The organism is Chryseobacterium aahli (assembly GCF_022699665.1).
In the GTDB taxonomy this organism is placed as follows: domain Bacteria; phylum Bacteroidota; class Bacteroidia; order Flavobacteriales; family Weeksellaceae; genus Chryseobacterium; species Chryseobacterium aahli.
In genome coordinates this window covers 40,948-64,867 of sequence record NZ_JALDNB010000014.1, presented here as the reverse complement: position 1 = coordinate 64,867, position 23,920 = coordinate 40,948, and the positions used below count along the sequence as shown (strand labels likewise).

Annotated in this window: 21 protein-coding genes and 1 pseudogene; 11 read left to right on the top strand and 11 right to left on the bottom strand. The window is 33.2% G+C overall.

Annotated elements, in window-relative coordinates; translation table 11 throughout:
• Positions 1–162: 162 nt before the first annotated feature.
• Positions 163–1,512, bottom strand: a complete 1,350-nt coding sequence (locus MQX03_RS18165; protein ID WP_242804725.1) for a serine hydrolase domain-containing protein — start codon at positions 1,510–1,512, stop codon at positions 163–165.
• Positions 1,513–2,174: 662 nt separating this feature from the next.
• On the opposite strand from MQX03_RS18165, the pseudogene MQX03_RS18160 reads away from it, so the two are divergent.
• The 3 genes and pseudogenes from MQX03_RS18160 to MQX03_RS18150 all read left to right on the top strand — a co-directional run.
• Positions 2,175–2,465, top strand: a pseudogene (locus MQX03_RS18160) (DUF1826 domain-containing protein); the annotation flags it as partial.
• A 279-nt stretch (positions 2,466–2,744) separates the two neighbouring features.
• On the top strand, positions 2,745–4,178 hold the full coding sequence (locus MQX03_RS18155; RefSeq protein ID WP_242804723.1) for an MBOAT family O-acyltransferase: 1,434 nt from the start codon (positions 2,745–2,747) through the stop codon (positions 4,176–4,178).
• Between the two features lie 11 nt (positions 4,179–4,189).
• The gene (locus tag MQX03_RS18150) at positions 4,190–5,227 is read left to right on the top strand and encodes an alginate O-acetyltransferase AlgX-related protein (protein ID WP_242804721.1); all 1,038 of its coding nucleotides are present in this window, start codon (positions 4,190–4,192) and stop codon (positions 5,225–5,227) included.
• A 149-nt stretch (positions 5,228–5,376) separates the two neighbouring features.
• On the opposite strand, the gene mnmE is transcribed toward MQX03_RS18150, so the two are convergent.
• Positions 5,377–6,762 carry a tRNA uridine-5-carboxymethylaminomethyl(34) synthesis GTPase MnmE gene (gene mnmE / locus MQX03_RS18145; protein ID WP_242804719.1) on the bottom strand — a complete coding sequence of 462 codons (1,386 nt, stop codon included), beginning with the start codon at positions 6,760–6,762 and terminating at the stop codon, positions 5,377–5,379.
• A gap of 494 nt (positions 6,763–7,256) precedes the next feature.
• On the opposite strand from mnmE, the gene MQX03_RS18140 reads away from it, so the two are divergent.
• From MQX03_RS18140 to MQX03_RS18130, 3 genes are read left to right on the top strand one after another with little or no spacing between them, the layout of a single operon-like run.
• The gene (locus MQX03_RS18140; protein WP_242804717.1) at positions 7,257–7,508 is read left to right on the top strand and encodes a hypothetical protein; all 252 of its coding nucleotides are present in this window, start codon (positions 7,257–7,259) and stop codon (positions 7,506–7,508) included.
• Positions 7,453–7,992, top strand: coding sequence for a hypothetical protein (locus MQX03_RS18135; RefSeq protein WP_242804715.1), 540 nt, complete (start codon positions 7,453–7,455; stop codon positions 7,990–7,992). Before MQX03_RS18140 ends, MQX03_RS18135 begins: the two co-directional genes overlap by 56 nt.
• 39 nt (positions 7,993–8,031) lie before the next feature.
• Positions 8,032–9,195: a hypothetical protein gene (locus MQX03_RS18130; RefSeq protein WP_242804714.1), complete on the top strand. Its 1,164-nt coding sequence runs from the start codon at positions 8,032–8,034 to the stop codon at positions 9,193–9,195.
• A gap of 89 nt (positions 9,196–9,284) precedes the next feature.
• Here the strand turns inward: MQX03_RS18130 and MQX03_RS18125 are convergent, their stop codons facing one another.
• On the bottom strand, positions 9,285–9,815 hold the full coding sequence (locus tag MQX03_RS18125) for an NAD(P)H-dependent oxidoreductase (protein ID WP_242804712.1): 531 nt from the start codon (positions 9,813–9,815) through the stop codon (positions 9,285–9,287).
• Positions 9,816–9,905: 90 nt separating this feature from the next.
• Between MQX03_RS18125 and MQX03_RS18120 the strand changes: the two genes are divergently transcribed.
• A complete protein-coding gene (locus MQX03_RS18120; protein ID WP_242804710.1) occupies positions 9,906–10,289 on the top strand; it encodes a winged helix-turn-helix transcriptional regulator in 384 nt (127 codons plus the stop codon).
• A 20-nt stretch (positions 10,290–10,309) separates the two neighbouring features.
• Here the strand turns inward: MQX03_RS18120 and MQX03_RS18115 are convergent, their stop codons facing one another.
• From MQX03_RS18115 to MQX03_RS18095, 5 genes are all read right to left on the bottom strand, one after another.
• Positions 10,310–11,887 (bottom strand): DHA2 family efflux MFS transporter permease subunit, encoded by a 1,578-nt coding sequence (locus MQX03_RS18115; protein WP_242804708.1) that lies wholly within the window; start codon positions 11,885–11,887, stop codon positions 10,310–10,312.
• Between the two features lie 269 nt (positions 11,888–12,156).
• Complete coding sequence (locus MQX03_RS18110) at positions 12,157–13,260, bottom strand: HlyD family secretion protein (protein ID WP_242804706.1); 1,104 nt, start codon at positions 13,258–13,260, stop codon at positions 12,157–12,159.
• 19 nt (positions 13,261–13,279) lie between these two features.
• Positions 13,280–14,593 carry a TolC family protein gene (locus MQX03_RS18105; protein ID WP_242804704.1) on the bottom strand — a complete coding sequence of 438 codons (1,314 nt, stop codon included), beginning with the start codon at positions 14,591–14,593 and terminating at the stop codon, positions 13,280–13,282.
• Complete coding sequence (locus tag MQX03_RS18100) at positions 14,577–15,203, bottom strand: TetR/AcrR family transcriptional regulator (RefSeq protein ID WP_242804702.1); 627 nt, start codon at positions 15,201–15,203, stop codon at positions 14,577–14,579. Before MQX03_RS18100 ends, MQX03_RS18105 begins: the two co-directional genes overlap by 17 nt.
• A gap of 229 nt (positions 15,204–15,432) precedes the next feature.
• A complete protein-coding gene (locus tag MQX03_RS18095) occupies positions 15,433–16,551 on the bottom strand; it encodes a DNA polymerase III subunit (RefSeq protein WP_242804700.1) in 1,119 nt (372 codons plus the stop codon).
• A gap of 221 nt (positions 16,552–16,772) precedes the next feature.
• Here MQX03_RS18095 and MQX03_RS18090 point away from each other — a divergent pair, with 221 nt between their 5' ends.
• From MQX03_RS18090 to MQX03_RS18080, 3 genes are read left to right on the top strand one after another with little or no spacing between them, the layout of a single operon-like run.
• Positions 16,773–18,050 (top strand): hypothetical protein, encoded by a 1,278-nt coding sequence (locus MQX03_RS18090; protein WP_129536390.1) that lies wholly within the window; start codon positions 16,773–16,775, stop codon positions 18,048–18,050.
• A gap of 1 nt (position 18,051) precedes the next feature.
• Complete coding sequence (gene lptC, locus MQX03_RS18085) at positions 18,052–18,645, top strand: LPS export ABC transporter periplasmic protein LptC (RefSeq protein WP_242804698.1); 594 nt, start codon at positions 18,052–18,054, stop codon at positions 18,643–18,645.
• Between the two features lie 12 nt (positions 18,646–18,657).
• Positions 18,658–19,704 (top strand): anhydro-N-acetylmuramic acid kinase, encoded by a 1,047-nt coding sequence (locus tag MQX03_RS18080; RefSeq protein ID WP_242804696.1) that lies wholly within the window; start codon positions 18,658–18,660, stop codon positions 19,702–19,704.
• Between the two features lie 29 nt (positions 19,705–19,733).
• On the opposite strand, the gene MQX03_RS18075 is transcribed toward MQX03_RS18080, so the two are convergent.
• Entirely contained in the window at positions 19,734–20,123 is a 390-nt protein-coding gene (locus MQX03_RS18075) for an SRPBCC family protein (protein WP_129536387.1), read from the bottom strand.
• A 31-nt stretch (positions 20,124–20,154) separates the two neighbouring features.
• Between MQX03_RS18075 and MQX03_RS18070 the strand changes: the two genes are divergently transcribed.
• Positions 20,155–20,766, top strand: a complete 612-nt coding sequence (locus MQX03_RS18070; protein WP_129536386.1) for an NUDIX hydrolase — start codon at positions 20,155–20,157, stop codon at positions 20,764–20,766.
• Here the strand turns inward: MQX03_RS18070 and MQX03_RS18065 are convergent.
• Positions 20,759–22,030, bottom strand: a complete 1,272-nt coding sequence (locus MQX03_RS18065; RefSeq protein ID WP_242804694.1) for a UDP-N-acetylmuramoyl-tripeptide--D-alanyl-D-alanine ligase — start codon at positions 22,028–22,030, stop codon at positions 20,759–20,761. The two genes, MQX03_RS18070 and MQX03_RS18065, sit on opposite strands and share 8 nt — an antisense overlap.
• 138 nt (positions 22,031–22,168) lie before the next feature.
• On the bottom strand, positions 22,169–23,770 hold the full coding sequence (gene gldJ / locus MQX03_RS18060) for a gliding motility lipoprotein GldJ (protein WP_129536384.1): 1,602 nt from the start codon (positions 23,768–23,770) through the stop codon (positions 22,169–22,171).
• Between the last annotated feature and the right edge of the window lie 150 nt (positions 23,771–23,920).

The following is a 23,920-nucleotide window of genomic DNA, read 5'->3' as shown; positions in this document are numbered from 1 at the left end:
CAACTCAAACTTTAATTGATTTAAGCTTAATTAATGTGAAGTATTTCTCTTTAGATAAATTAAAAAAATCCTCAAAGATTCGTTTAAAATAAAATCATTGAGGATTGATAATTGAAAAATGTATACTATTGTTTGTGCCTTAAAATTCTATATTTCTTTACATTATATATTTTGAGTATATACTTCTATCTTATTATCCTGAAATATTTGAAATTGATGTTTTTGTGGATCAAACACTACCTTAATACCCTGGTATTCAAATGTGTTTTTCGTTGTAAATTTAAGTGGAATATAATCCTGTCCTGATTCTGAACCCTGAAAGATTAAACTGTTACCGTTTGAAGAAATCGTTACCGATTCTTTTTTATCTTTTGTAAAGTATGTTCCTCTAATCGCAGCAAATTCTTTATCAGAAAGCTCTTCTATTTTATTAAAATCAGGTAACTCCGGTTCGTTATTGTAGGCAAACTCCGTAAGGGTAATCAAGATCTGTTCAAGATCAATATTTACTGCATTAGTAAGCACCACAATTCCTAAATTTTCTTTAGGGAAATACCAGTAATCTGAATAGTAATTTTCTACTCTGCCTCCATGTTCATAAACTTCATTTTTACCTAATGCAAGTTTCATGATACCCATTCCATATTCTTCTGTAGTCTTAGGAAGCATCATTTTCAGGCTTTCAGCAGAAATCAATTTATTGTTAAATAAGGCAAAAAGAAATTTATTAACGTCACTCGGTGTAGAAGAAATTCCGCCACTAGCCGGATGGTTGGAGAAATTTACAGCTGCATTTCTCAAAAACTTATCCTGAATATTGTAAGAGAGCGCTTCATTCTGTTTGCTGTCGGTTTCAAACGAATAGTAGGTATTTTTTAGATGAAGCGGTTTGCAAATTTTTTCATCAAGAATCTCTGCAAAAGGTTTTTGATATAGTTTTTCAAGGATGAAACCAAGCAACGCATAGTTGGTATTGCTATATTCAAACTTAGAACCTGGCTCAAAATTACTTTTCTCATTAACAAAGAAATCAATAAAGTCTTTTTGAGAATGCAATGTTTTTTCCCAAGTATTTTCGCCTTCAATCTCTGTAAAATTGATTATTCCTGAACGTTGGTTAAGCAAGTGCTTTATTGTTATCTTATCAGCATTTTTAACCTCAGGATAATATGCAGAAAGCTTGTCGCCAAGCGTTAGTTTCTTTTCCTCCACAGCTTTTAATATGAGTGCACCGGTAAAGGTTTTTGTTAAAGAAGCAATACGAAATTTTGTATTGTTATTATTTAGCAATTTTGAGTCTGCATCCGCATACCCTATGGCTTTTGCATAAATAATACTGTCCTTATATGAAACTGCAACACTGCCCATCATCTTTTTCTGTATGAACAGATGGTCGAAATAAGTATCTATTTTTTTCTGTGCTGAGAGATTGCTACTGAAAGCTGCTACAGTAAAAACAGCAACCGCAGATGACTTTTTTAAAACTGAAAAAGTATTAGTAATGATATTCATAAGACTATATTAAAGGAAATAAATAAAATTAAGTCCACAAATATAATATTAATTCTCAATAATGTGATATTAAAATTAAAAGCTATTTTCTCTTCTTCCAAGAATATCATGATCTCTTGAAAAAAGATTAGAAAAAATAGGATGCGTTGTTTGAAATGATTTGCTATGGTTATTTCCCCGATACATATCTAAATAAGTGTTTATTAATGGTGGTTTACGTAGCTTAAGGTGTACAAAAGTGGCACATGATTAAGATGTTGCAACATCTTTTTTTTCTACTTTTCCGCACCAATATCGTCTTAGCAAACACCGATAAATAAAGGGTTTTATCGATTTTATAGCTAAAATAAAAATAGCATCTGTACTACTTTCGTACACCTCAAACCTTATAATATTCTTAAAATCAATTAAATAATAATTCCCGATTACACCTGTGATAATTGATACATTTCGCCTGTACACCTCAATTTTATTCTATTTTTTAGGACGAAAATAATTTACAATTCTAACAATTATCGCTCAAATCTTCTATTAAAATGTTTTAAGTAATCTACTTATTATATCTCTATTAGATTCTTTTGCAATTGTCTTTTACGGGAATTATAAAATAGTTTCTTCTGAGTTTCGGACAAAGAAACAAATAATACTATTATATTGTAAATTCCAGTGATATTTCACCCAATGATCAGGCTACACAAAAAAATCCTGATTCCTGAAATTCGGAAAAAGCTTAAAGAATTACATGATGGTCCGGATGCAGAATTTGAAGGCTTTTTGAAAGAAAACTATTTTGATTTGCATTATCAACCCAGACCTGATGCTCAGTCAATAAATTTAGGTTTGGTCATCTGTGGAGATTATCGGTTGATCATCCTGAGCAGCAAGTTTTACCATGTATTCATCGGGCACCTATGGAAAATGATGGTGAATATCGGTTGCTTTTGATTTGTTAAATGATTCTATTTTCGAGAAAGATTCCAAAATATTATAATATCCTTTTTTATTATTATTTTAATTATTTTTGCAGTGGTATTAAATATACTATATTATTGGTTATATTATTATTGAAGAATCGTGATACTTTAGAATGAATTTGTGATGTAAAATCCCTTTATAACCTTGTTCATCTCTATGTATTTAATAAAAAAATTGCGTTGATTTTATACAGTTTGCACAACATTTTTTAAGATGAATATTATAAAAATATAACACAAAAGAAATTATTTATAAATATGCTTTTTAATTCCATTGAATTTGTTGCCTTTTTACCAATTGTATATGCTTTATATTGGCTAATAACAAATAAAAAATTAAGTACCCAAAACGTATTACTTTTATTAGCTAGTTATTTTTTCTACTCTTGTTGGGATTGGCGATTTGTATTTTTATTAATGTTTTCAACATTTTTAGATTATTTTAGTGGAATACAGATTGATAAAGAAAAAAATCCTTTAAAAAGGAAAATATGGCTTTTTGTTTGTATAGGCATCAATCTGGGATTCTTAGGAGTATTTAAATACTATAATTTCTTCATTGACAATTTTGTACACCTATTAAATACAGTAGGAATACAGGCCAATCTTACTTCATTACAAGTTATTTTGCCTGTCGGAATTTCATTTTACACCTTTCATGGTTTGTCTTATGTTATCGACATTTATAAAAGGCGTATTCCTTCGGAGAAAAATTTCGTTCAATATGCCCTATTTGTCAGCTATTTCCCTTTATTAGTTGCTGGTCCTATTGAAAGAGCAACGCATCTATTGCCACAAATAAAGAAACCTAGAATATTTAGTAGAGCACAATCTGTTGACGGTTTAAAACAAATACTTTGGGGATTCTTTAAAAAAGTAGTTATTGCAGATAACTGTGCAACATATGTTAATCAGATTTTTGATAATTCAGCAGATTATAATGGAAGTACCTTATTTTTAGGAGCCATTCTCTTTGCATTTCAAATTTATGGAGATTTCTCCGGATATTCGGATATAGCAACGGGTACTTCTAAATTGTTTGGAATTGAGTTACTAAAAAACTTTAATTACCCTTATTTTTCAAGAAATATTTCAGAATTCTGGAGACGTTGGCATATCTCATTATCCTCTTGGTTTAGAGATTATCTGTACATTCCTCTTGGCGGAAGTAAAGGCGGTACATTAATGAAAGTCAGGAATACCTTCATCATATTTATAGTAAGCGGTTTTTGGCACGGTGCCAATTGGACATTTATTGTCTGGGGTGCTTTAAACGCCTTACTGATGATGCCTTCTGTGATATTAGGTACCAACAGAAATCATTTAGACATTGTCGCAAAAGGTAAGATATGGCCTACATTGAGAGATGCCTTAAGTGTTTTCTTAACTTTTATATTAACTACTTTTGTATGGATTTTCTTTAGGGCTAAGGATATCCACCATGCTTTAAGCTACATTGCAGGTATTTTTTCTGAAAACTTTTTTACAAATCCCAGATTGATAAAAGGTAACATTTTGATACTCATTATATTCTTTATGATTGTTGAGTGGTTTGGAAGAGAAAATGATTTTGCAATAGACAAATTATTTTTGCAAAAAAAATGGATACGATATACGTTTTACTATCTATTGATTATTTTAATATTTTGGTTTGGTACCGATAAACAACAATTTATTTATTTCCAATTCTAATCTAAAGTCACATGAAAAATTTTATAAAAAAGACATTAGTTTTTTTGTCTCCTTTCATAATATTACAAAGCTTTACGTTGATAATGTACACCACAGATAAAGGTGATTTAATGCGTATGGCCGAAGTATACGACTTCTTTCCTAATTATAGATCTGGATTGGTAAATGAAATTGCCGGCAAAAAATATTTCAATATAATTGATGATATTAATGTAAAAAATCAAAAAATCGATTATTTTTTGATTGGAGATTCTTTTACAAATGATGACAATGGATATAAAAACTATTTAGGATACTTAAGTAATGAAAAAGTCTCTAATCTAAATTCTGAATTAGTCATAAATATTAATCCTTTTGAATCTTTATCAGCATTAGCCGAAACCAATTTCTTTAAAAATAACAATGTAAAATATGTAATTCTAGAAAGTGTCGAAAGATATCTTTTTGATAGAGTGAATAACTTTAACAAGAATATAAAATATACAAAAACTGAAGTAATAGAAGATAATAGAGTCGATCATCATTTACGATTAACAGATACAGAATTTCCAAATAAGACTATTTTCACATTTCCTTATCATACAATAAGCTATATTCTAAATAAAGAAAAGATTGATAAAGTATGCCGCCTAGATACAAACAAAGAGTTATTTTCTATTAACAAAAAAGAAATTTTACTCTATCAGGATGATGTTTCTTCTTCATCCGAAAATAATAAACCCGAAATAGCAACAAAACTAAACGATTTATTAAATAAAATTGATGCAGAACTAAAAAAGCAAAATGTAAAGTTAATATTTTTACCCGCGCCAGATAAGTTAAACGCTTATTACGATAATATAATAAACAAAAATCATTTTGAGAAACCCATTATTTTAGAAAAGTTAGAAAAACTTCCAAAAAATTATATTTACGTCAATCCAATACAAACAATTAAAGAATATAATAAGAATACCAAAAATGTGGATTTTTATTATTATGATGACACACATTGGTCTTATAATGGCGCAAAAGAAGTAGCAAAACAAATAATAAATGCAGTTAAATAAAGATTAACTCAGAGTATTTTACTTTTGGGTTTTCTGTAAATCTGTTCTTTTCTATCTAATTTTCATTATTTAAAATTCTCATTCTAAGTTATCTTTTTTTTGAATGAAGGTAATATAAAAGTGTATTTATTATAGTTTAAATAGATAGACTACTTCCCTATACAAAACTTAGAAAAAATATTCCCCAACACCTCATCATTAGTTACTTCACCTGAAATTTCGCCAAGATGTTCTAAAGCGTTTCTCAGTTCATAAGCCAAAAGCTCAGTAGAAATTTGAGTTGTAATTGCATCCTTTACTTTATCAACTGCTTCCAATGATTTTCCTAAAGCCTCATAGTGACGCTGATTGGTAATCACAACATTACCTTCTTCAGATTGTAATTGTTCAACGTAGGAAGATAATTCGTCTTTCAAATCTTGGATATTTTGATTTTCTACTGCTGAGATCGTAATAAAATCAAAATCTTGTGAAATTTCAGCTCTGAAAATACTTTCAACCAATTCATATTGATTAGGTAAAACTTCATCAATTTTTGTGGCGCAGATAATCAATTTCAAATCATCTCTTTGCAAAGATTTAATCATCTCAATATCTTCAGAAAAATTTTCTGTGGCAGCATCTGCGAGGTATATCAGAATATTGGCATTCTGCACCTTTTCTTTCGCTTTTTTCACACCAATCGCTTCAATTTCATCAACTGTTTCACGTAAACCGGCAGTATCAATCAAACGGAACGCATGACCTTTAATATGAAGAATTTCTTCAATTGTATCTCGCGTTGTACCCGCAATATTGCTTACAATCGCCCTTTCCTCTTTCAGTAAAGCATTTAGTAAAGTAGATTTTCCGGCATTTGGCTTACCGATAATGGCAACCGCAGTTCCGTTTTTGATGGCGTTCCCGTATTGGAAACTTTCAATTAGAGAGCTTAGTTTAGCTTCAATTTTATCGAGTAATTGATTCAGAGCAGTTCTGTCTGCAAATTCAACGTCCTCCTCTGCAAAATCTAATTCCAACTCAATTAATGAAACAAAATTTAGTAAGTCTGTTCTTAAGAATGAAATTTCATTGGTAATTCCCCCTTTCAGTTGATTCAAAGCTACTTTTCTCGAAGCTTCATTTTCAGAAGCAATCAAATCAGCAATAGATTCTGCCTGACTTAGGTCAATTCTGCCATTCATGAAGGCACGCATCGTAAATTCACCAGCTTTTGCCATTCTTGCTCCGTTTTTAATCAAAACTTCAAGAATTTTCTTAGCAATATGGGTTGATCCGTGAAAGGAAATTTCCACAGAATCTTCTGCTGTAAATGTTTTCGGAGCTTTAAAAACAGAAACCATTACCTCATCTATTACCTCATCACCATCTTTGATAAAACCGTAATGAACAGTGTGCGACTGAGCTTGTTCAAGATTTTTACCTTCAAAAATTTTTGCTGAAACCGAAATAGCATCATCCCCGGAAATTCTGATAATTCCGATAGCTCCGATTCCGTTGGCAGTGGCAAGTGCGCAGATAGTGTCATGATTCATTTTGCAAAATTACGGAAATTTAGCAGGCTAAAAAATGCAAAATATTCAAAGTTCAAAGTCTCGAATTCAATATTGAAAAAGTCAAAATTTCAACAACCAAAACACTATTTTGCTTTTTTAAGAGCCGGGAACCTGCTGTCCGCTATATCTTTTTTGTCATTGCGGGCAAAGTGAAGCAATCTGTTGAACTTTTAGTCAGTCGCAATGACAAAAAAGGATGCCGCTTCCATCAGGGCTAAACTTCAGTGGGTTATTAAAACGTTGGTTTCAGTAAAAATATTCAACATTTTTTGTAGCTTAATTATACAAAAAGATTTCTGAACTTTTCAAGATTCGACGAAATCATCAATATTTAATAAAAACTTGATTTTATATCTTATTAATTACAATTTAGACATCTGTATTAGTTTTTCTAACTTCTATGAATAATAATTTGTACTTTTTCATTTGTTTAATTAATTATAATATCTTAAACAATTTATTTAAATCATAATATGGGGATTACCGCTATACTTATAGTTCTATTGATTATTACGATATTTCTTGTATCTAAGATTCCAAAACTTACCCTTTTCAAGAGAGTGCTTATTGTACTTGCTGTTCTGTTGCTTTTTATAGGTGGTGTAACAGGTTTTGAAAGTGGAAGGCGGCCAAATCTTCAGGAAGTTAAAATAGCTCAGGAAATTCAGAATGAAAACAAAGGCAATTCTGAAAAGGAAAATAGGATCAAAAGACTCTTTAAATGAAGTGATGTCGGAAAAAGATATATTGTTCAATGGGAAACTCCCGAGGTATTTTACGGTTAAAGAATTTGAAAAGACTTTCGGAAAGGTCGACAGCACTAAGTTATTGGCTGAAGAAGAACCTTGCACGTTTATCTTTGATACAGAAACGCAAACCGGCAGTATGAATGACAATAAATATTTTTACAAAGACGGTTCGCGATTTGAAAATTTTAAAGAAAAAGTAGCCGTGGATGAATTTCGATTTGTTAAAAACAATTTTATCCTGTTCAAAGGAAAAAAATTAAGTGCTTTAACTACCGTTAGTGAGCTTCAGAAAATATTTCCAAACGCAGTCAAAAATATTGGAACAATGGATGTTTACGGTGAAGGTAATTTACAGGTCATTCAGTTGAGAGAAGATGAAAACAATGTTTCTGATGGTCACCTCAATATATTTCTCAAAAACGGAAAATTATATTTTATGCATTGGTGGTTTCCTTGTTAAAGAGACTAAAGAACCTATATAAATTTTGAAAAAATATCAATGAAAAACATCATAATAATTGCCTTCCTCACATTATGCACAAGCTGTGAAGGAAAAAAACAGACCAACGAATCCATCCAAAATTCTTCGGCTGAAATCGAAAAAACATCATTGGAAGTAACGAAGACCGATTCTATAAAAGCAAAAGAGATTTTTCAAATCCCCACTATTCGATATTCTAATGTGGAGAATGGCTACACATTTAATCTACCTTTTAATAACAGAATTACATATATTCCATCTCAAAACACCCAAAATAGCTATTACAAATTTCAATGGAAAGTGACCGACGATTTTGCAATTGACAGCAATGATGAAGGTTTTAAACGTTTTTCTGTTTCCAATTTCATTCCTTATCTTTCATCTTCTTCGTCTGAGGAAGGCGATTTTTTAATCGTAAAAAGTAACAATAAAATTAAACTAACTACTGCAGATTTTCTAAAGTCTGTAGACGAAGTTTTCTATCAGGATGAAAACAGTGCCATTTTCAGTGATTATGGTAAATTGAAAGCGTTCTATTTTGAATATCTTCCCAAAACATCTGAGTATTTGGTTTATTTAAGCGACACACCTTTTCAAAATAAACGTCCGGAAGCAAAACCTGATGAAATAACGAATCAGTTGCTTCATCAGATTCGAATGGCAAAAAACATTTTTAAACCTATTACAAATCAAGATAAAGGCTGGAATTCCTACGAGAAACAGCTTTCAATTTTAGAAAGAGACTTTTTCAACAAACTAAATTCTGAGGTGAAAAAAGCATTTACTTCTGAGCAAAATTTAAAATCATTTTCGCCCGCTGACCAAGGCAATATTCGGTATTACACTGTATTTAGTATGAATCTGGATGTCGATGCAATCTGGAAAAAGTTATCTTCAGTAAAAAACAACGGTACGATTGCTATCATAGAAGCAGATAAAATATTCAACTACTTAAGGGATGAAAATTTCAGATTCTTCTATAATGCAGAGTATCAACAAACTTTAAAAACAAACAATAGTGTGGTTTTTCAAAGGAAATCCCAAAATTCATTTTGTTTGATTACAAAAACGAAAAATGAGTTTGTTGCAATGAAAGAATTCCCTGCTTTGGAGCAAATGACTGCGGATTATTATAAGAATGAGATTGAATTTTACAGAGAATTGTTTGAAAATTATAATTAATTTTTTAACGAATTATAATTACCTAAAACACTATTTATAATTTCTTTAATCCAACAAAAAACCTCTGAAAATTTTCAGAGGTTAATAATTTACAGTTTTTCAAGAAAATCCAAGTACAGAGGAACACTTCTTTCAATCCATTCTGGAGAGGTATTATGCTCCATTCCGTAATAAACAAATGGTTTTTGATAATCTGCTTTTACATATTCAAAACTGAGCTCAAAAGGTCTTGTAAATTCAATGATGGTGTGTCTATATCTTCCATAAGCACTAAAGTCTTCATCATCTACCCCTGCCGATATTGCCAGAGCGATCTTTTTCCCCCCAACTTTATATCCGCTTTTGCTTCCATAAGCCCAACCGTGCAAAAGAACTTCATCAAACCATTTTTTTAACAAAGACGGACTGCTAAACCAATAAAAAGGAAACTGAAAAACAATTTTATCGTAAGCTTCTATTAATTCCTGTTCTTTTTTTATATCTAATATTTCATCCGGATAAGTTTTGTACAGATCATGAACAACATACTTTTCGGGAAATTTATTCAATTCTTCCACCCATCTTTTGTTAATTAAAGATTCTTCCATTTTAGGATGTGTAACTATTACTAATGTTTTCATATTTTAAAATTTCTTTTACAAAAATAATAGGTGTAACTTACATTTCCGATATTAGCCACCAATTGTATGGTACTATAAAAAATGTAAGTAATGACTAAAATAAAAGAAACCTCAACCAACTTTGCTAATAAAAAAGCACTCATAGACGACTGTCCGGAATTGTATGCGTCCAAATTAATTGGCGGACAATGGTCTCTCGCAATCTGTAGTTATTTAATTAACGGAAAACTGAGATTCGGAGAATTAAGAAAAAGTTTGGGAAATATTACAGAAAGAATGCTCACCCTTCAACTTCGAAGACTGGAAGAAGACAAAATTATCACAAGAACCGTCTTTGCTGAAGTTCCGCCAAGAGTGGAATATGAGCTGACTGAAATTGGGTATCAACTAAAACCAGTGATTCAAGAATTGGATAAATGGGGAACGATGCATAAAGCAAGTCTGGGAGATGTAGAGAAAACAAAAAACCTCTGAAATTTTCAGAGGTTTATATTTTAGTGCATTGCTTCACTTAAATCAATCTTTTCTTTGCTTTTCCGCTCCCTGATAAACAAGATAAACGGAATACAAACCAAGAAGGCTATTCCCAAATATAGAAACACATCCATATAAGAAAGCACGGTTGCCTGTTTGGTAACGGTCATATCTAAAACTTTATAAGCAGCGTTCATTGCATTATCAGGCGTCATTCCTTTCGCAATGAAGTTGGCTTTTAAACCTGCTAATCTTTGCTGAACATCTAAACTATCACCATCCAGATGGGAAATTAAATTCACCCTGTATTTCTGACTTGCGTTGGCAATAAATGTGGTAATGGCAGCAATCCCGAAAGAACCACCCAACTGTCTCATCATTCCTGTAAAGGCAGCTCCCTGACCAATCTCCTGTCCTTTCAATGTACTCAATGAAAGTGAAGTAATTGGAATAAACAATAAACCTAATCCCATTCCTCTTACAATCAGCATCCAGAAAAAGGCTTCTTTGCTCGTGTCAGGCGTTAATATTTTGTAACCCCAGAAACTGTAAACGAAGAAAATGAATAATCCTAATGAAACCAAAATCTGCTGTTTTGCTCCTTTAGAAAGCAATCTTCCGATAATCGGCATCATAAAAGCAGTCGTTAAAGCTGCCGGAATCATTAATGCTCCTGACTGAAGTGCCGTCCAACCTAAAATACTCTGAGTATACAATGGAACAATAAACGTCGATCCATATAAACCAAATCCTAATACGAAAGACATCACCGTTCCGATTCTTAAATTTCCATTTTTTAAAACCCGAAGTTCTACGATTGGATATTTAAATGTCAGTTCACGCCAAAGGAAACAGATAAAACCTAAAACAGCAGTTGTAGTAAAGGTAACAATCATTCCACTTTCAAACCAGTCTTCTTCGTGACCTCTTTCCAAGATAAACTGTAAAGAACCTACTGTTAGTGCCAACAACATAATTCCCAGCCAGTCAACGTCTGAAGCTTTACGTTTTTCAGAGAATTTCGGACTTTTTACAAACTGTAAAGTCATCATCGTTGCAGCAATCCCAATCGGAATATTGATATAAAAAATATATGGCCAACTGTAATTATCCACTATATAACCTCCCAATGGCGGGCCTAATGTTGGCCCAATAATGACTCCCAAACCATAAATAGCCTGAGCCATACTTCTCTTTTCGGCCGGATAAGATTCCGTGATAATGGTTTGTGAGGTTACCAGCAATGCTCCACCTCCAATTCCCTGACAGAGTCTGAAAAACACAAGTTCCCAGATATTATCGGCATTTCCACATAAAAATGAGAAAACGGTAAAGATGATAATAGAGGCTGCAAAGTAGTTTCTTCTCCCGAACTGCTGAGAAAGCCAACTCGTCATTGGCACTACAATTACGTTACCGATTGCATATGCTGTAATCACCCAGCCCACTTCAGAAAGCGTGGCTCCCATGTTCCCCTTCATTTCGTTGAGGGCAACGTTCACAATCGTGGAATCCACAATTTCAAGCAAAGCACAAAGAATCGCTGTGATCGTGATGATCACTCTTCGGGCTCCATATTCTACTAATGAATCTTGCATTAATTTATTTGTGTATTTAAAGAAGGTTGAGGTTGAGATTTAGGGTAAGAAAAAATTCCTCTGAAACCCAACATCATTGTTCCTCATCTTTAAGAATTATAAAAAGTGAATCGCCAATCATCAATCAACATCGTTATCAATCTGTACTCCATCATTTCCAATCTGTCATCAATCTTTTCCAAAAAATCCTCATCAAAACTCCTGCATTTAATTCTTCAGCATTCATAATTGACTTCTTCAGCAAAATTGACAATCCACTTATTTCAATATTATTTCAAAGAAACTTCTGCTTTCACATTCATTCCTGTTCTCAATCTTTTGGCAATATTTGGATCCAATTTTACGAAATCGATTTTTATTGGAAGTCTCTGCACAACTTTCACAAAGTTTCCACTTGCGTTATCTGGAGGCAAAATTGAGAATGTAGATCCTGTCGCAGGAGAGAATGAACTTACAACACCTTCAAAATCTGTATCTGGAAAAGCATCGATCTCGATTTTCACTTTCTGTCCTTCCACCATTTTAGCGACCTGAGTTTCTTTGAAGTTGGCAATTACCCATTTCTGATCGTTTTTAACTAAACTGAATAACTGAGAACCTGCCTGCAAAAACTGTCCTGCCTGAATAGGAATTTTTCCTACAAAACCATCTTCCGGTGCTGTGATTATGGTGTAAGAAAGATTTAATCTTGCACTTTCTACATCCACTTCTCTCTGTTTCGCTACCGAACCGGCAACTGAAATCTGCTGCGAACTTGCTTCAGTTTGTGAAGATGCAATTCCTGTTTGTTGTGCAATCTGATTTCTTGTATCTACTAAAACTTGTAATTGCTTATCTGCAGACTGTTTCGCAGCCAAAGCTTGCTCATATTGCTGTTCTGTAATCGAGTGATCTTTTACTAAAACTGAATATCTTTTTAAATCCTGAGAAGTTTTCCAAACGTTCACTTTTGCTGCTTCAATTTGTGCATTTGCCGTTGCTACTGCAGCTTGCGAACTGCTGATGTTTTTTGAAGTAGCGTTGGTAGAAGACTGAGCAGATGAAATATTGCTTTTAGCTGTTGATAAAGCTGCCTGAGCTTGTTCCAAAGCCATTTTCTGATCTTTATTATCTAAAATCACCAAAGTATCACCTTTTTTCACAAACTGGTTGTCTTTTACTTTCACTTCTGCCACATACCCTGAAATTTTAGAAATTACAGGATTCATATTAGAAGCAATTTGAGCGTCATCGGTCTCTTCGTGGATCTGTCCGTAAGAATACGTTCTGTATCCGTAGATTCCGCCTACGACGATGATGACCGCTAAAATAATGGGGAAAACTAAACTTTTTTTCTTTTTAGGTTCAGTTGCTTGAGTATTGTTATTTTCCATTTTGGATATCGTTCTGTTTTTATTTGATTGTTAAAGTTCCTGTAGTCTGTAATAGTTTTCTGTAAGCTAAGGCTGCATCCGCTTTTGCATTGATTACTCCAACGTTGGCTGCAATTTGTGCTGCATCAGCATCTAAAAGTTCGGTCATCGTTGCCAAACCGTTGTCGTATTTATTTTTCGTGATTCTGTAGTTTTCATTGGCCTGAACAGCTGCTTTTTCGAAAACAGCGATTCTCTTTTTAGAATAATCTGAATTCTGATATTCTCGGTTGACTTCCAATTTAATATTGTCACTCATCAATTCATTCGTTGCAGACAACTGCATTTCTCTCGCTTTTGATTGCTTTAAAGCTGAATTTTCTTTCCAAAGATTAGATAAATTGTAAGAAACTCCTACTCCAACGTTAACCGCATTATAAATCGTTAAAAATTTAGGAATATCTGCTGCTACATAACCGCTGGTGAAAGCAATAGAAGGTAGATTTTCTGCCTTTGCAGATTTAGTTCCCAGTGCTGCCGCTTTTCTTTGTTGATCTAAAGCTTGCAAATCCTTACGGTTTTCTCTTGCTTCATTTAAATAAAAATCAACAGGTTTCACATCATCAGATTCATCAATATAATTTTGGTCTACTTCAATTTCCGTATTATCAGGAAGCCCAAGTAACAAATCCATATTGATATTGGCGATGTTATAATTGTTTTTTGCTTCTAATAATTGTAATTCAAGGTTTGAAGTCTGAAGGTTTGCCTTTAAACGGTCGTTTCTTGCAATGACTCCATTATTTTCAAGCTTGAGAAAAGTTTCATCTCTTTTTTGAGAAGCAGAAAGGTTTTCTTCTAAAACTTTGATTGACTGATTGGCTTTAAATAAATTATTATAAGCCTGTGCAACATTATAAGCAATGGCAACTTTATCATTTTCAGTGCTCAATTTTGATGCTTCTACCAGATATTTTGCAGACTGAATTCCGTATTTAATTCTTCCACCACTGTAAATCGGCACACTTAAATTTGCTGAACCGTATGCGACCTGATGAACTTCCGGACCTCCTGCAGATGAAACTCCAGGAATTTTTAAGTCAATAGTAGGTTTGATCGGAAGGTAAAGATAACTTGCCGAAACACTCAGTTCCGGAAGCTGTCTGTTCTTTGCAGCCAAAAGGTCGGCAGTTGCTTCTTCTATTTTGGCGGCATCTATTTTTAAACTTTTACTGTTCTGGATTCCCAGCTGTACGGCTTCATCGAGGCTGAGCTGTTTTTTCTCCTGAGCGTGTGTGTACATCATTCCTGCGAAAAGGGACAGTACAAGAACTGAGTTATTTATTCTCTTCATAACCTAAAAGGTCTTTTAAAATGTATTTTATATGTTTATTAAGTTCCGTGTAATATTTTTCCTCAAAAATCTCTTCATCTTCTGTATTATTCAAAAATTCTTTATACATCTCTTTTCCATTAGACGCATAAAATAAGGTACCGCTCACGGTAGAATGCAAAAGATAAATCGGTGGATTTTTAGTAAAAATTCCTTTCTGAAGACCACTTTCCAGAATTTTTGAATACATGGAGATAAAACTAAGTTTTGTCTGCTTCAGAAATTCTACAATCTGTGGATTTTCTGTGTGAAGCTGCTCTCTTTGCATGATCCTGTAGAAACATTTATGATGCCTTATTCTACCTGAAAACTGATCTATAATCTTCTCTATTTTTTCCCATTCGTTGATGTCTGTTCTTTCTAAAATATCTTTTGAGAAGAACTGACTTTCGTTCATTCTATACTCAACTAATTTCTCATACAACTTTTCTTTTGAGCCGAAATAGTAAGAAATCATAGAAATATTTACATTTGCCGCTTTCGAGATTTCTCTTGTAGAAGTTCCCTGAAAACCATGCTCAGCAAAAAGCTTCTCAGCAGCAAACAATATATTTTCTTCTTTTGAAATCATAATGTGATGTTTTTCGGGTGCAAATGTACATCGAATTTCAACAAAAATCAAACGTTTGATTGAATTTTAATTTAGATTTTAAATATCAGTTAAATAGATTCTGATTATCAAACAAATAATTTGTGAATTTGCAGAATAGTACAATAGGCTCTAGCAGATTGAGCAGAGTTATTAAATTATCTAAAATCTGCGAGATTAAAAGAAAAAATTCAGACCGAAGTCTGAATTTCTATGAGTTTTTATGAATGTATCTTGAGAGTTTTATTCCTAAATCTGTCCAGACGATTTTAGGATTTCCGTTTCGGGTTAAATGTAAATCTGCAGTGTTGATTTCATCTAAAATACTGATGATATTCGCACCACTGATAAATTTAGAAAAACCTGCCCAATTAAATCCGTTGGCATCTATTTTTTTGTAAACTAATTCTTCAGACTGATAATTTTGTAATAGAGCCAATCTGAAAATTTCGGAAGCATAATTGAGAAAGTTTTTCTGCTTTTCCCTATTCCATCCGGCAATTTCTCTTGCCCAAATGATTATATTTTTTAGAAATTCCGGTTTCTTTTTAACCATAAATGCATCACGAACCCATTGCACGAAAAGTTTTTCGAACTCAGGATTTTTAATTTCTGAATTTAAAAGCTTTATGGCTTCATTTAAATTCCCTTGTGCTTCGTGAGTAATAGCTTTAGCCTGATCTTCTGAAGAGTTCAGTTTATTTTTTAGATAACTTTTTAAATCTTCATCTGCAATTCTGGGAACTTCGACAATCTGTGTACGGGAAAGTATTGTTGGCAAAATATCATCGGCATTTTCAGCTGTCAATAGAATAATGGTTTTTGCAGGTGGTTCTTCCAGAAATTTAAGAAATTTGTTGGAAGCTGCAATATTCATTTTATCAGCACGCCAAACGATGAGGATTTTAGTTCCGCCTTCGAAACTTTTTAAAGCAAACTTCTGGTTTTGGTCATCAATTTCGTCTGCAGAAATAAAAAGTTGTTTGTTTTCAGAATCTAAAAAAGCCGTCCAATCATCATAACTTGCGTAAGGCGACTCAAGAATCATCTCTCTGAACTGATCAAATTTATTTTTACTTAAAGAATTTTTGTTGTCGGTAAATACAGGAAAACAGAAATGAAGATCTAAGTGATTTAGATGTTCCACTTTTGAAGCAGCATGTTCATTTTCACCTTTCAGGATTTCTCTTGCATACGCCAAAACCAGCGGCATCGTGCCATAACCTTCTTTCCCGATGAAAAGCTGGGCGTGGCTCACTCTGTTTTCGGTGATGCTGTCCTGAAGAAGTTTTTTAAGATTTTCCTGTCCGGCGATGTTTTCCCAATTCATGTTTCAAAGATAAAAGATTTTTATGGAAAAGGAAATTGGTGAAATGTGAATTTTGCTGCACAAATGAATTGTGAATTTATTACTAATGATAAAAAATTAATGACAAAGCCAATTCACGATTGACAATTCATCATAAAAACCCCTTAACAAACTTTAACCTCAGTAAATTTTTACAATTCATTAATATTTAAGATATTTGCGCATTATTTTAAAAATCTAGAATGAAAAAAATTTTTGTACTATCATTCATTTCGGTTGGGTATTTCCTTAACGCGCAGAGTTTGAGCAATTCACCTTATGCAACTTATGGAATTGGTGATGTAAAATATGATAATACGATTGAAACTACCTCAATGGGAGGTATTTCGACTGCTTTTATAAGTGACTTCAGCAGTAACTTCAACTTCGGAAACCCTGCTAATAACAGTAATTTCGATTTAACAAGCATTAAGCTTGAAGCTACCAACGAAAACAATTACTTCAAAACTGATTATAATAATACAAAGTCTACAAAACATTCTACGTATTTATCTAATATCTCATTGGCTTTTCCTATTTCTTCGAAAGTAAAAATGGGACTTTTGTATCAGCCATACAGTTCAAAAAGTTATGACATCGTTCATACAGAAACAATGGCAGACGGAACGGTTTACGGAAATCGTTTCACAGGTAGCGGAACTTTGAACACTGCGCAGCTGGCTCTTTCATATAAAATAAATTCAGAATTTGCAGTGGGTGCCCGTGCCAACTTGTATTTTGGAAGTTTATATGACACCAATGAATTCACAACTTCTACCGCTGAGCTAATCAACGGCTACGAAACTAAAAACAAAATCAAAAACCTAAATTTCACTTTAGGAACAAGCTATCAAAAGCTAAATACAAGTACAGACCGTAAGTTGACTTTAGGTGCTACAGCTACTTTTGGTAATACTAGCGATATGTCTTCAGAATATCTGAACAGCACATATTACTATACTGACGGAAATGTAAAAGCAGGGCAAACTACAATCGAATCTAAAAGTACAAGTTCTAAAAACCTTTTACCTTTACAAGCATCTTTGGGTGCAGGTTACGGAAGCGAGAATCAATGGTTTGTTTCTGCGCAGTTAGATTATAAAAAAGGAGAAACAGTTAGTTACTTCGGAAATACTTTTGATTTTAATGATTCTTACAGAGTTTCTGCGGGTGGTTGGTATCTTCCAAACTACAATAACTTCAGAAGTTATTTCTCAAGAATAGTTTACCGTTACGGTGCTTTCTATGAAAAAGGAAATCTGGAAATTGCCGGAAACAACATCAATAAATTTGGGGTTTCTGCCGGAGTAATGCTTCCATTCAAAACCAGCAGCATCACCAGAATGAGTGGTCTTGAAATTGGGGTTGAACTTGGAAAAAGAGGAACTGTAAAAGACAATCTGATTAATCAGAATTTTATTAACCTAAGAGTAGGATTCAATTTTGCTGATAGATGGTTTAGAAAAAATCTTTATAACTAAAATGAAATTGAATTTCAATAAATATAAAAATATAGCATACCTTTTTAGTTGTGCTATATTTTTTGTATTCACATCTTGCGAAGAGGACATGACAAAGCAAAACGAAAATCTGAGCAAGAATTTCCCTTCTCAGATTATTAATAATGCCAAAATCGTTCAGAGAGATTCAGGGTTTGTGACATTGAAAGCAACAGCTCCTATCATCGAGCAATATCAATTAATTGACAGTCCTTATACCATAGCAAGACGAGGAATGAAAATAGAGTTCTTTGATAAGAAAAACCCTAAAAAACCAGGAAATATCACTGCAAAGTATGCCAAAATCTACGAATACAAGCAGTTTTATGAAGCAAGAGGTGATGTGAAAATCTTAACGAGTGACGGACAGAGATTTGCCACACAAAGTGTTTTTTGGAACAAAAAAAAGAATAGAATCTACACAAAAGACACTGTTTACACAACCACTGCAGACGGTTCTGTTTTGGTAGGTGCCAATGGGATGACCGCAAAAGATGATTTCTCAGAATACACATTCTACAACAATTCCGGTGATCTTGATATCAGCAAGAGTAAAATCGCCGAGTCTAAAAAATAAATTTCTATAATCATGATTTTTCAAGCAATAGGATTGATGTCCGGAACAAGCTTAGACGGTTTGGATATCTGCCTGGCAAAGTTTGAAAAACAAAATTCTGTTTGGGAATTTGAAATCTTACAAGCCGAAACCCTTCTCTACTCTGAAAAATGGGAAAATAAGCTTAGAAACTCAATCCATTTATCCGCAGAAGAGCTTCTCGAACTTCATTCTGAATACGGATTTTACTTAGGAAAATCTGTAAAAAGTTTTATCGAAAAATATAATCTTGAAAACATTGATTTCATCGCATCACATGGCCATACCGTATTTCATCAGCCTCAGAAGAAATTCACTTTACAGATTGGTGACGGACGGGCAATTAAAATTGAGACAGGTTTACCCGTAGTTTACGATTTTCGCTCTCAGGATGTTTTAATGGGTGGAAATGGAGCTCCATTAGTTCCGATTGGTGATGAATTCCTATTTTCAGAATACAATGCGTGTCTTAACCTTGGAGGCTTCTCTAATATTTCATTAAAATTAAACGACAAAAGAATCGCTTTTGATATCGCTCCCGTTAATATTGTTTTAAATAAATTAGCTCAAAACTTCAATCAGAATTTCGATATAAACGGAGATTTAGCGAAGCAAGGAAAAATAGATACGGAATTACTGAACAAACTTAATTCATTAGATTTCTACAGCCAATCTCACCCAAAATCATTGGGAATTGAATGGTGTAACGAAAATATATTTCCATTATTTGAAGGTTTAGATTCAAAAGATATTTTAGCAACATTTACAGGACATGCGGCAGAACAAATCTCAATAGTTCTCAATCAGTATCAATTAAAGAAAGTTCTATTTACTGGCGGCGGAACGTACAATTCTTATTTAATTGAAAAAATTAAAGAAAAAACCAATTCAGAAATCATTATCCCCGAAAAGGAGATTATCGATTTTAAAGAAGCTTTAATTTTTGCTTTTATGGGAGTTTTAAGAATGAGTGGGGAGATTAATGTTCTCTCTTCTGCAACTGGGAGCAATTCTGATCATAGCTCTGGAATGATTGCATAAAAAAACCTTCATTTCTGAAGGTTTTAATCTTATTTATAAGCCTCAATCTTATCCGTTAAGGTATTGATGAAATTCTGAAGCGGTTTCTCAACCATCATTTTGATGAAAGGATTGAATTTTCCTTCAAAAAGCATCTGAACTTCCGTCTGATTTTCATTCAGCGCTTTTAAAGTTGCCAGCAATGTAAAATCTAAACTTGAACTTGCAGATTTTAAAACTGCCTTTTCTTCGGTCACTTCGTCAATCTTTAAAGCGATTTCGGGCATGCCCTGAAGTCCGAATTTGAACCCATCTTCTCTGCTTTCAAACTTCTGAAGACCGTCTGGCATAAAATCTTTGTAATTTTCTGGTGTTTTTAGCAACTCAGATAACTCTTTAGATGATTTATTGACAACAATTTTTCGTCCTTCTAAATTCATTTTTTTTATTTTTGTATTTAAATTCCTACAAATGTATAAAGTTTTTGTGAACGAAAAAAAATTATTACTCTCTAAGCAGTCTGAAGCCTTAGAAAAAACTCTGAAATATGAAAGTTTCACAACTTTAGAGATAGCGCTTGACCTTCTTCAAAATACTTCGGTGAAAGAACTGAATGTTTACGGAGAACAGATTGACGAAATTTGGAAAGAATTTAAAAAACTTTTCAGAATTATTGAAGCTGCTGGTGGCATTGTCAACAGACCGAATGGAGATATCCTTTTCATCAAAAGATTAGGAAAATGGGATCTGCCAAAAGGTAAAATGGAAAAAGGTGAATCTCGTGAAGAATCTGCCGTGCGTGAAATTGAAGAAGAAACCAATTTACAAAATGTTGAACTTCTGGATTTCATCAATACCACTTACCATATTTATATCGAAAGAAATGGTGACAGAGTTCTAAAGTACACGCATTGGTTCGAAATGAACTTCGATGGTGAAGATACCTCAAAACCACAATTGGAAGAAGGTATCACAGAAGTTGCCTGGAAAAACACTTCACAGATTGAAGCGGAAGTCTTTCCAAGCACATTTAAAAATATCAAATTGATTATTAAAGAATTCTGGGAAACGAAAACTAAATAAAGTCAATCGCTTTTTCTAAAGAAATTCCTCGTGAAGCCTTTAATAAAACATTTTCTGACTGAATTTTGTTTGAACTAAGGTATTCTATCAACTCAGCAATATTTTCAAAAGATTTTGATGAATCATTTACTGCTTTAAAATGTTTCCCCACGGTAATAATTTCGTTAAAACCTAAATCGTGAGCCGTTTTCAGAATGTTGATATGCTCTACAACACTTTCTTCACCCAACTCAAGCATATCACCAATAACAATCGTTTTCGTCCCTTCAAAAGTGATAAAATTATAAAGGGAAGCCGTCATCGAACTCGGGTTGGCATTATAAGTATCTAAAACTAAAGTTTTATCATTCTTTTTCACCACCTGAGAACGCATATTGGTTGGCGTATAAGCTTCTATCGCTTCTTTTATCTGATTGATTTCTAGTCCGAAATGAAGTCCGAAACTCGCTGCAGCACAAAGATTAGTAAAATTGTAATCTCCGGTAAGTTGCGACAAAGCTTTCGTATCCTGATAATTTAACCCAACGAAGTGATCATTTGAAAATATTTCGAAAAAATAATCTGAAGTTCGTTTTCCAAAAGTTATTTTAGCTTGATAATCTGAAGTTTTTTCAACCTGAATCTGATCATTTTCATTAATTAAAATAGTCTGTTGATTATTTTTAAGGTATTCATAGAGTTCTGATTTCCCTTTAATGACTCCTTCAAAACCTCCAAAACCTTCTAAATGAGCTTTCCCAAAATTGGTAATATATCCGAAATTTGGTTGAGCTAAGGCACATAACAATTCAATCTCTTTCTGATGATTGGCTCCCATTTCTATAACAGCCATTTCATGCTCTGGCTTTATCGATAAAATGGTAAGTGGAACACCAATGTGATTGTTTAAATTTCCGAAAGTATATTGAACATTATATTTTTGAGAAAGCACGGCATGAATCAGCTCTTTCGTTGTCGTTTTACCATTACTTCCCGTAAGCCCAATAATAGGAATTTGTAATTGATTTCTGTGATGTACAGCCAAGTTCTGAAGAAATTCCAAAGTTGATGGTACAAAGAATATATTCTTTTCTGTATTTTCAAAACTTTCATCTTCAACAATTGCTGCTAAAGCTCCATCATTGATTGCTTTTTCAGCTAAACTTGCAGCATTGAAATTATCTCCGGAAAAAGCGAAGAAAATATCATTGATACTGATTTTTCGGCTGTCAATCGTTACTTTTTCAGCTTTTAAGTATAATGGATAAAACTGTTCTATATTCATTTTAAAATGTATCTTTTCAATAAAAGTCGTTTGGAATTTTAATTAATTTTTTAATATGAAATTATTTGAAATTCGATTCTTCAAAAATAAAAAAACCTCCCGAAAATTCGAGAGGTTTTTTATAAGTATTTTGAAATATTATCTTCTTGTTCTAGCTTTATCGCTAACTCTAGCATCTTGAGCTACACGGAAACCGATCCAACCATAACCAGAATTCTGGGTTTTGTATCTTCTTTGTCCCGGATCCAACCAATATGCTGAATCTTGCCAAGAACCACCTTTTACTACTCTAATATCATTAGTCATAGCAGATGTTCTCTCTTTAGTATCTTTTTGTAATATTACTTTACCGTTTCCATCAACTACAAATCTTGATGTAGGAGCGTTGTACATGTTGAAAGAAGAAGCAGAATCACTAGCATTTCTATATTCTAATGAAGACATTCTGTCACCATCTCTATAGTTTCTGTAATCAGCGATTGTTTCTCTTTCAAACTGACCCGGAAGGTTTTTGTAAACCAATCTACCGTCAGCTAAAGTATCATATTTAATTGTACCTTCATCTACCATTTTGTAAGTTCCGTCTCCGTTTCTTACGATAGCCTGAGGCACGTTTCCTCTATAATAATTGAAGTCGTTTGCATCTTCATCAATGATTGGTCTGTAAACATCAGCTGTCCATTCAGACACGTTTCCAACCATACCGTAGATACCGATATTATTTGAAGGGAATTGTCTTACATCAGAAGTTTGAGCAGCACCATCATTTTTCCAACCTGCAGGTCCAGAATAATCTCCTCTACCTTGCTTGAAGTTAGCCAAAATCATCCCTCTATCTTTACCCTTAGTACCTCTAAGCATATCGATTTCTGGTTTCTTTTCTGTATAGCTGTTGTATTCTCTATTTTTCTCCATTCCAAGAGCAGCGTACTCCCATTCTACTTCTGTAGGAAGTCTGAACTTGGTAACCATTGCTGAACTAGGAGATCTGTTAGCAGCCAATAATCTTTGGTTTGTAGTTTTCATACCAGATTTTTGTGCCAATCTCTGCTCGTTGATGTACCCTTGCATTTCAGGATCATTCGATTTGAATTTATCCATATTGAATGCAGTTCCACCTTGGTTATTAGATTCGTTGATGTACAAATCTTTTGCAATAATACCTGCTTGCATTAGAGCTTTCTCATTTGCTCTATCTGTCAACCATTCACAGTATCTGTTTGCTTGTGTCCAAGAAACACCTACTACCGGATAGTAATCATAGTTCTGATCTCTGAAATAAGTTTCATTAAGATCATTTCTAGATAATTTGTTATCCCATAATAAAGTATCAGGCAACGCACCGTTGTAGATTTCCTTAAAACTTGGATCACTAGGTGGGAATACATACTTCAACCATGTAAGGTATTCGCGGTATTCGTAGTTAGTAATTTCTGTTTCACCGATGAAGAAAGAGCTTACCTGCATTCTGCGAGGTGAGTTATTCCAATCGTGCATTACATCATCTTTCACTAATCCCATGGTAAAAGTTCCACCTTCAACATATACCATTCCTGGCCAACCCTTCTGCTTTTGTTGCTTTCCTGCAAAAAACCAACCTTGTTTTTCGTTTGGTTTCCAACCTGTCTTGCTGACAAATTTTTTAGTACCGCCTCCTTTGCTAGTACCGGACCCTCCACAGCTGGTTAATGCAAGTGTAGAACTTAATGCTATTAATGAAAACAACTTTAGTTTTTTCATAGTCGATATAAATATTATTCAAAGTACAAAGAAAAAATAAATTATTCAATAAATCAAGTAAAGATTTGATTTTTTTTGAAAACGTTAACAAATTAATTTTATTGTATCACTGTTTAATTCTAAAATTTTCATTTATTTTGTAATTTAGAA

What these genes read in the sequence shown, in the direction of transcription:
- MQX03_RS18100 (WP_242804702.1), bottom strand. Translation starts at nt 15,203, where the DNA reads ATGATTTCAAAAGAAGAAAATATATTGTTTGCTGCTGAGAAGCTTTTT.
- MQX03_RS18070 (WP_129536386.1), top strand. Translation starts at nt 20,155, where the DNA reads ATGTATAAAGTTTTTGTGAACGAAAAAAAATTATTACTCTCTAAGCAG.
- MQX03_RS18135 (WP_242804715.1), top strand. Translation starts at nt 7,453, where the DNA reads ATGAAAACAAAGGCAATTCTGAAAAGGAAAATAGGATCAAAAGACTCT.
- MQX03_RS18095 (WP_242804700.1), bottom strand. Translation starts at nt 16,551, where the DNA reads ATGAATTGGGAAAACATCGCCGGACAGGAAAATCTTAAAAAACTTCTT.
- MQX03_RS18120 (WP_242804710.1), top strand. Translation starts at nt 9,906, where the DNA reads ATGACTAAAATAAAAGAAACCTCAACCAACTTTGCTAATAAAAAAGCA.
- MQX03_RS18115 (WP_242804708.1), bottom strand. Translation starts at nt 11,887, where the DNA reads ATGCAAGATTCATTAGTAGAATATGGAGCCCGAAGAGTGATCATCACG.
- MQX03_RS18130 (WP_242804714.1), top strand. Translation starts at nt 8,032, where the DNA reads ATGAAAAACATCATAATAATTGCCTTCCTCACATTATGCACAAGCTGT.
- MQX03_RS18110 (WP_242804706.1), bottom strand. Translation starts at nt 13,260, where the DNA reads ATGGAAAATAACAATACTCAAGCAACTGAACCTAAAAAGAAAAAAAGT.
- lptC (WP_242804698.1), top strand. Translation starts at nt 18,052, where the DNA reads ATGAAATTGAATTTCAATAAATATAAAAATATAGCATACCTTTTTAGT.
- MQX03_RS18105 (WP_242804704.1), bottom strand. Translation starts at nt 14,593, where the DNA reads ATGAAGAGAATAAATAACTCAGTTCTTGTACTGTCCCTTTTCGCAGGA.
- MQX03_RS18090 (WP_129536390.1), top strand. Translation starts at nt 16,773, where the DNA reads ATGAAAAAAATTTTTGTACTATCATTCATTTCGGTTGGGTATTTCCTT.
- MQX03_RS18065 (WP_242804694.1), bottom strand. Translation starts at nt 22,030, where the DNA reads ATGAATATAGAACAGTTTTATCCATTATACTTAAAAGCTGAAAAAGTA.
- MQX03_RS18165 (WP_242804725.1), bottom strand. Translation starts at nt 1,512, where the DNA reads ATGAATATCATTACTAATACTTTTTCAGTTTTAAAAAAGTCATCTGCG.
- MQX03_RS18080 (WP_242804696.1), top strand. Translation starts at nt 18,658, where the DNA reads ATGATTTTTCAAGCAATAGGATTGATGTCCGGAACAAGCTTAGACGGT.
- mnmE (WP_242804719.1), bottom strand. Translation starts at nt 6,762, where the DNA reads ATGAATCATGACACTATCTGCGCACTTGCCACTGCCAACGGAATCGGA.
- MQX03_RS18150 (WP_242804721.1), top strand. Translation starts at nt 4,190, where the DNA reads ATGAAAAATTTTATAAAAAAGACATTAGTTTTTTTGTCTCCTTTCATA.
- MQX03_RS18140 (WP_242804717.1), top strand. Translation starts at nt 7,257, where the DNA reads ATGGGGATTACCGCTATACTTATAGTTCTATTGATTATTACGATATTT.
- gldJ (WP_129536384.1), bottom strand. Translation starts at nt 23,770, where the DNA reads ATGAAAAAACTAAAGTTGTTTTCATTAATAGCATTAAGTTCTACACTT.
- MQX03_RS18125 (WP_242804712.1), bottom strand. Translation starts at nt 9,815, where the DNA reads ATGAAAACATTAGTAATAGTTACACATCCTAAAATGGAAGAATCTTTA.
- MQX03_RS18075 (WP_129536387.1), bottom strand. Translation starts at nt 20,123, where the DNA reads ATGAATTTAGAAGGACGAAAAATTGTTGTCAATAAATCATCTAAAGAG.
- MQX03_RS18155 (WP_242804723.1), top strand. Translation starts at nt 2,745, where the DNA reads ATGCTTTTTAATTCCATTGAATTTGTTGCCTTTTTACCAATTGTATAT.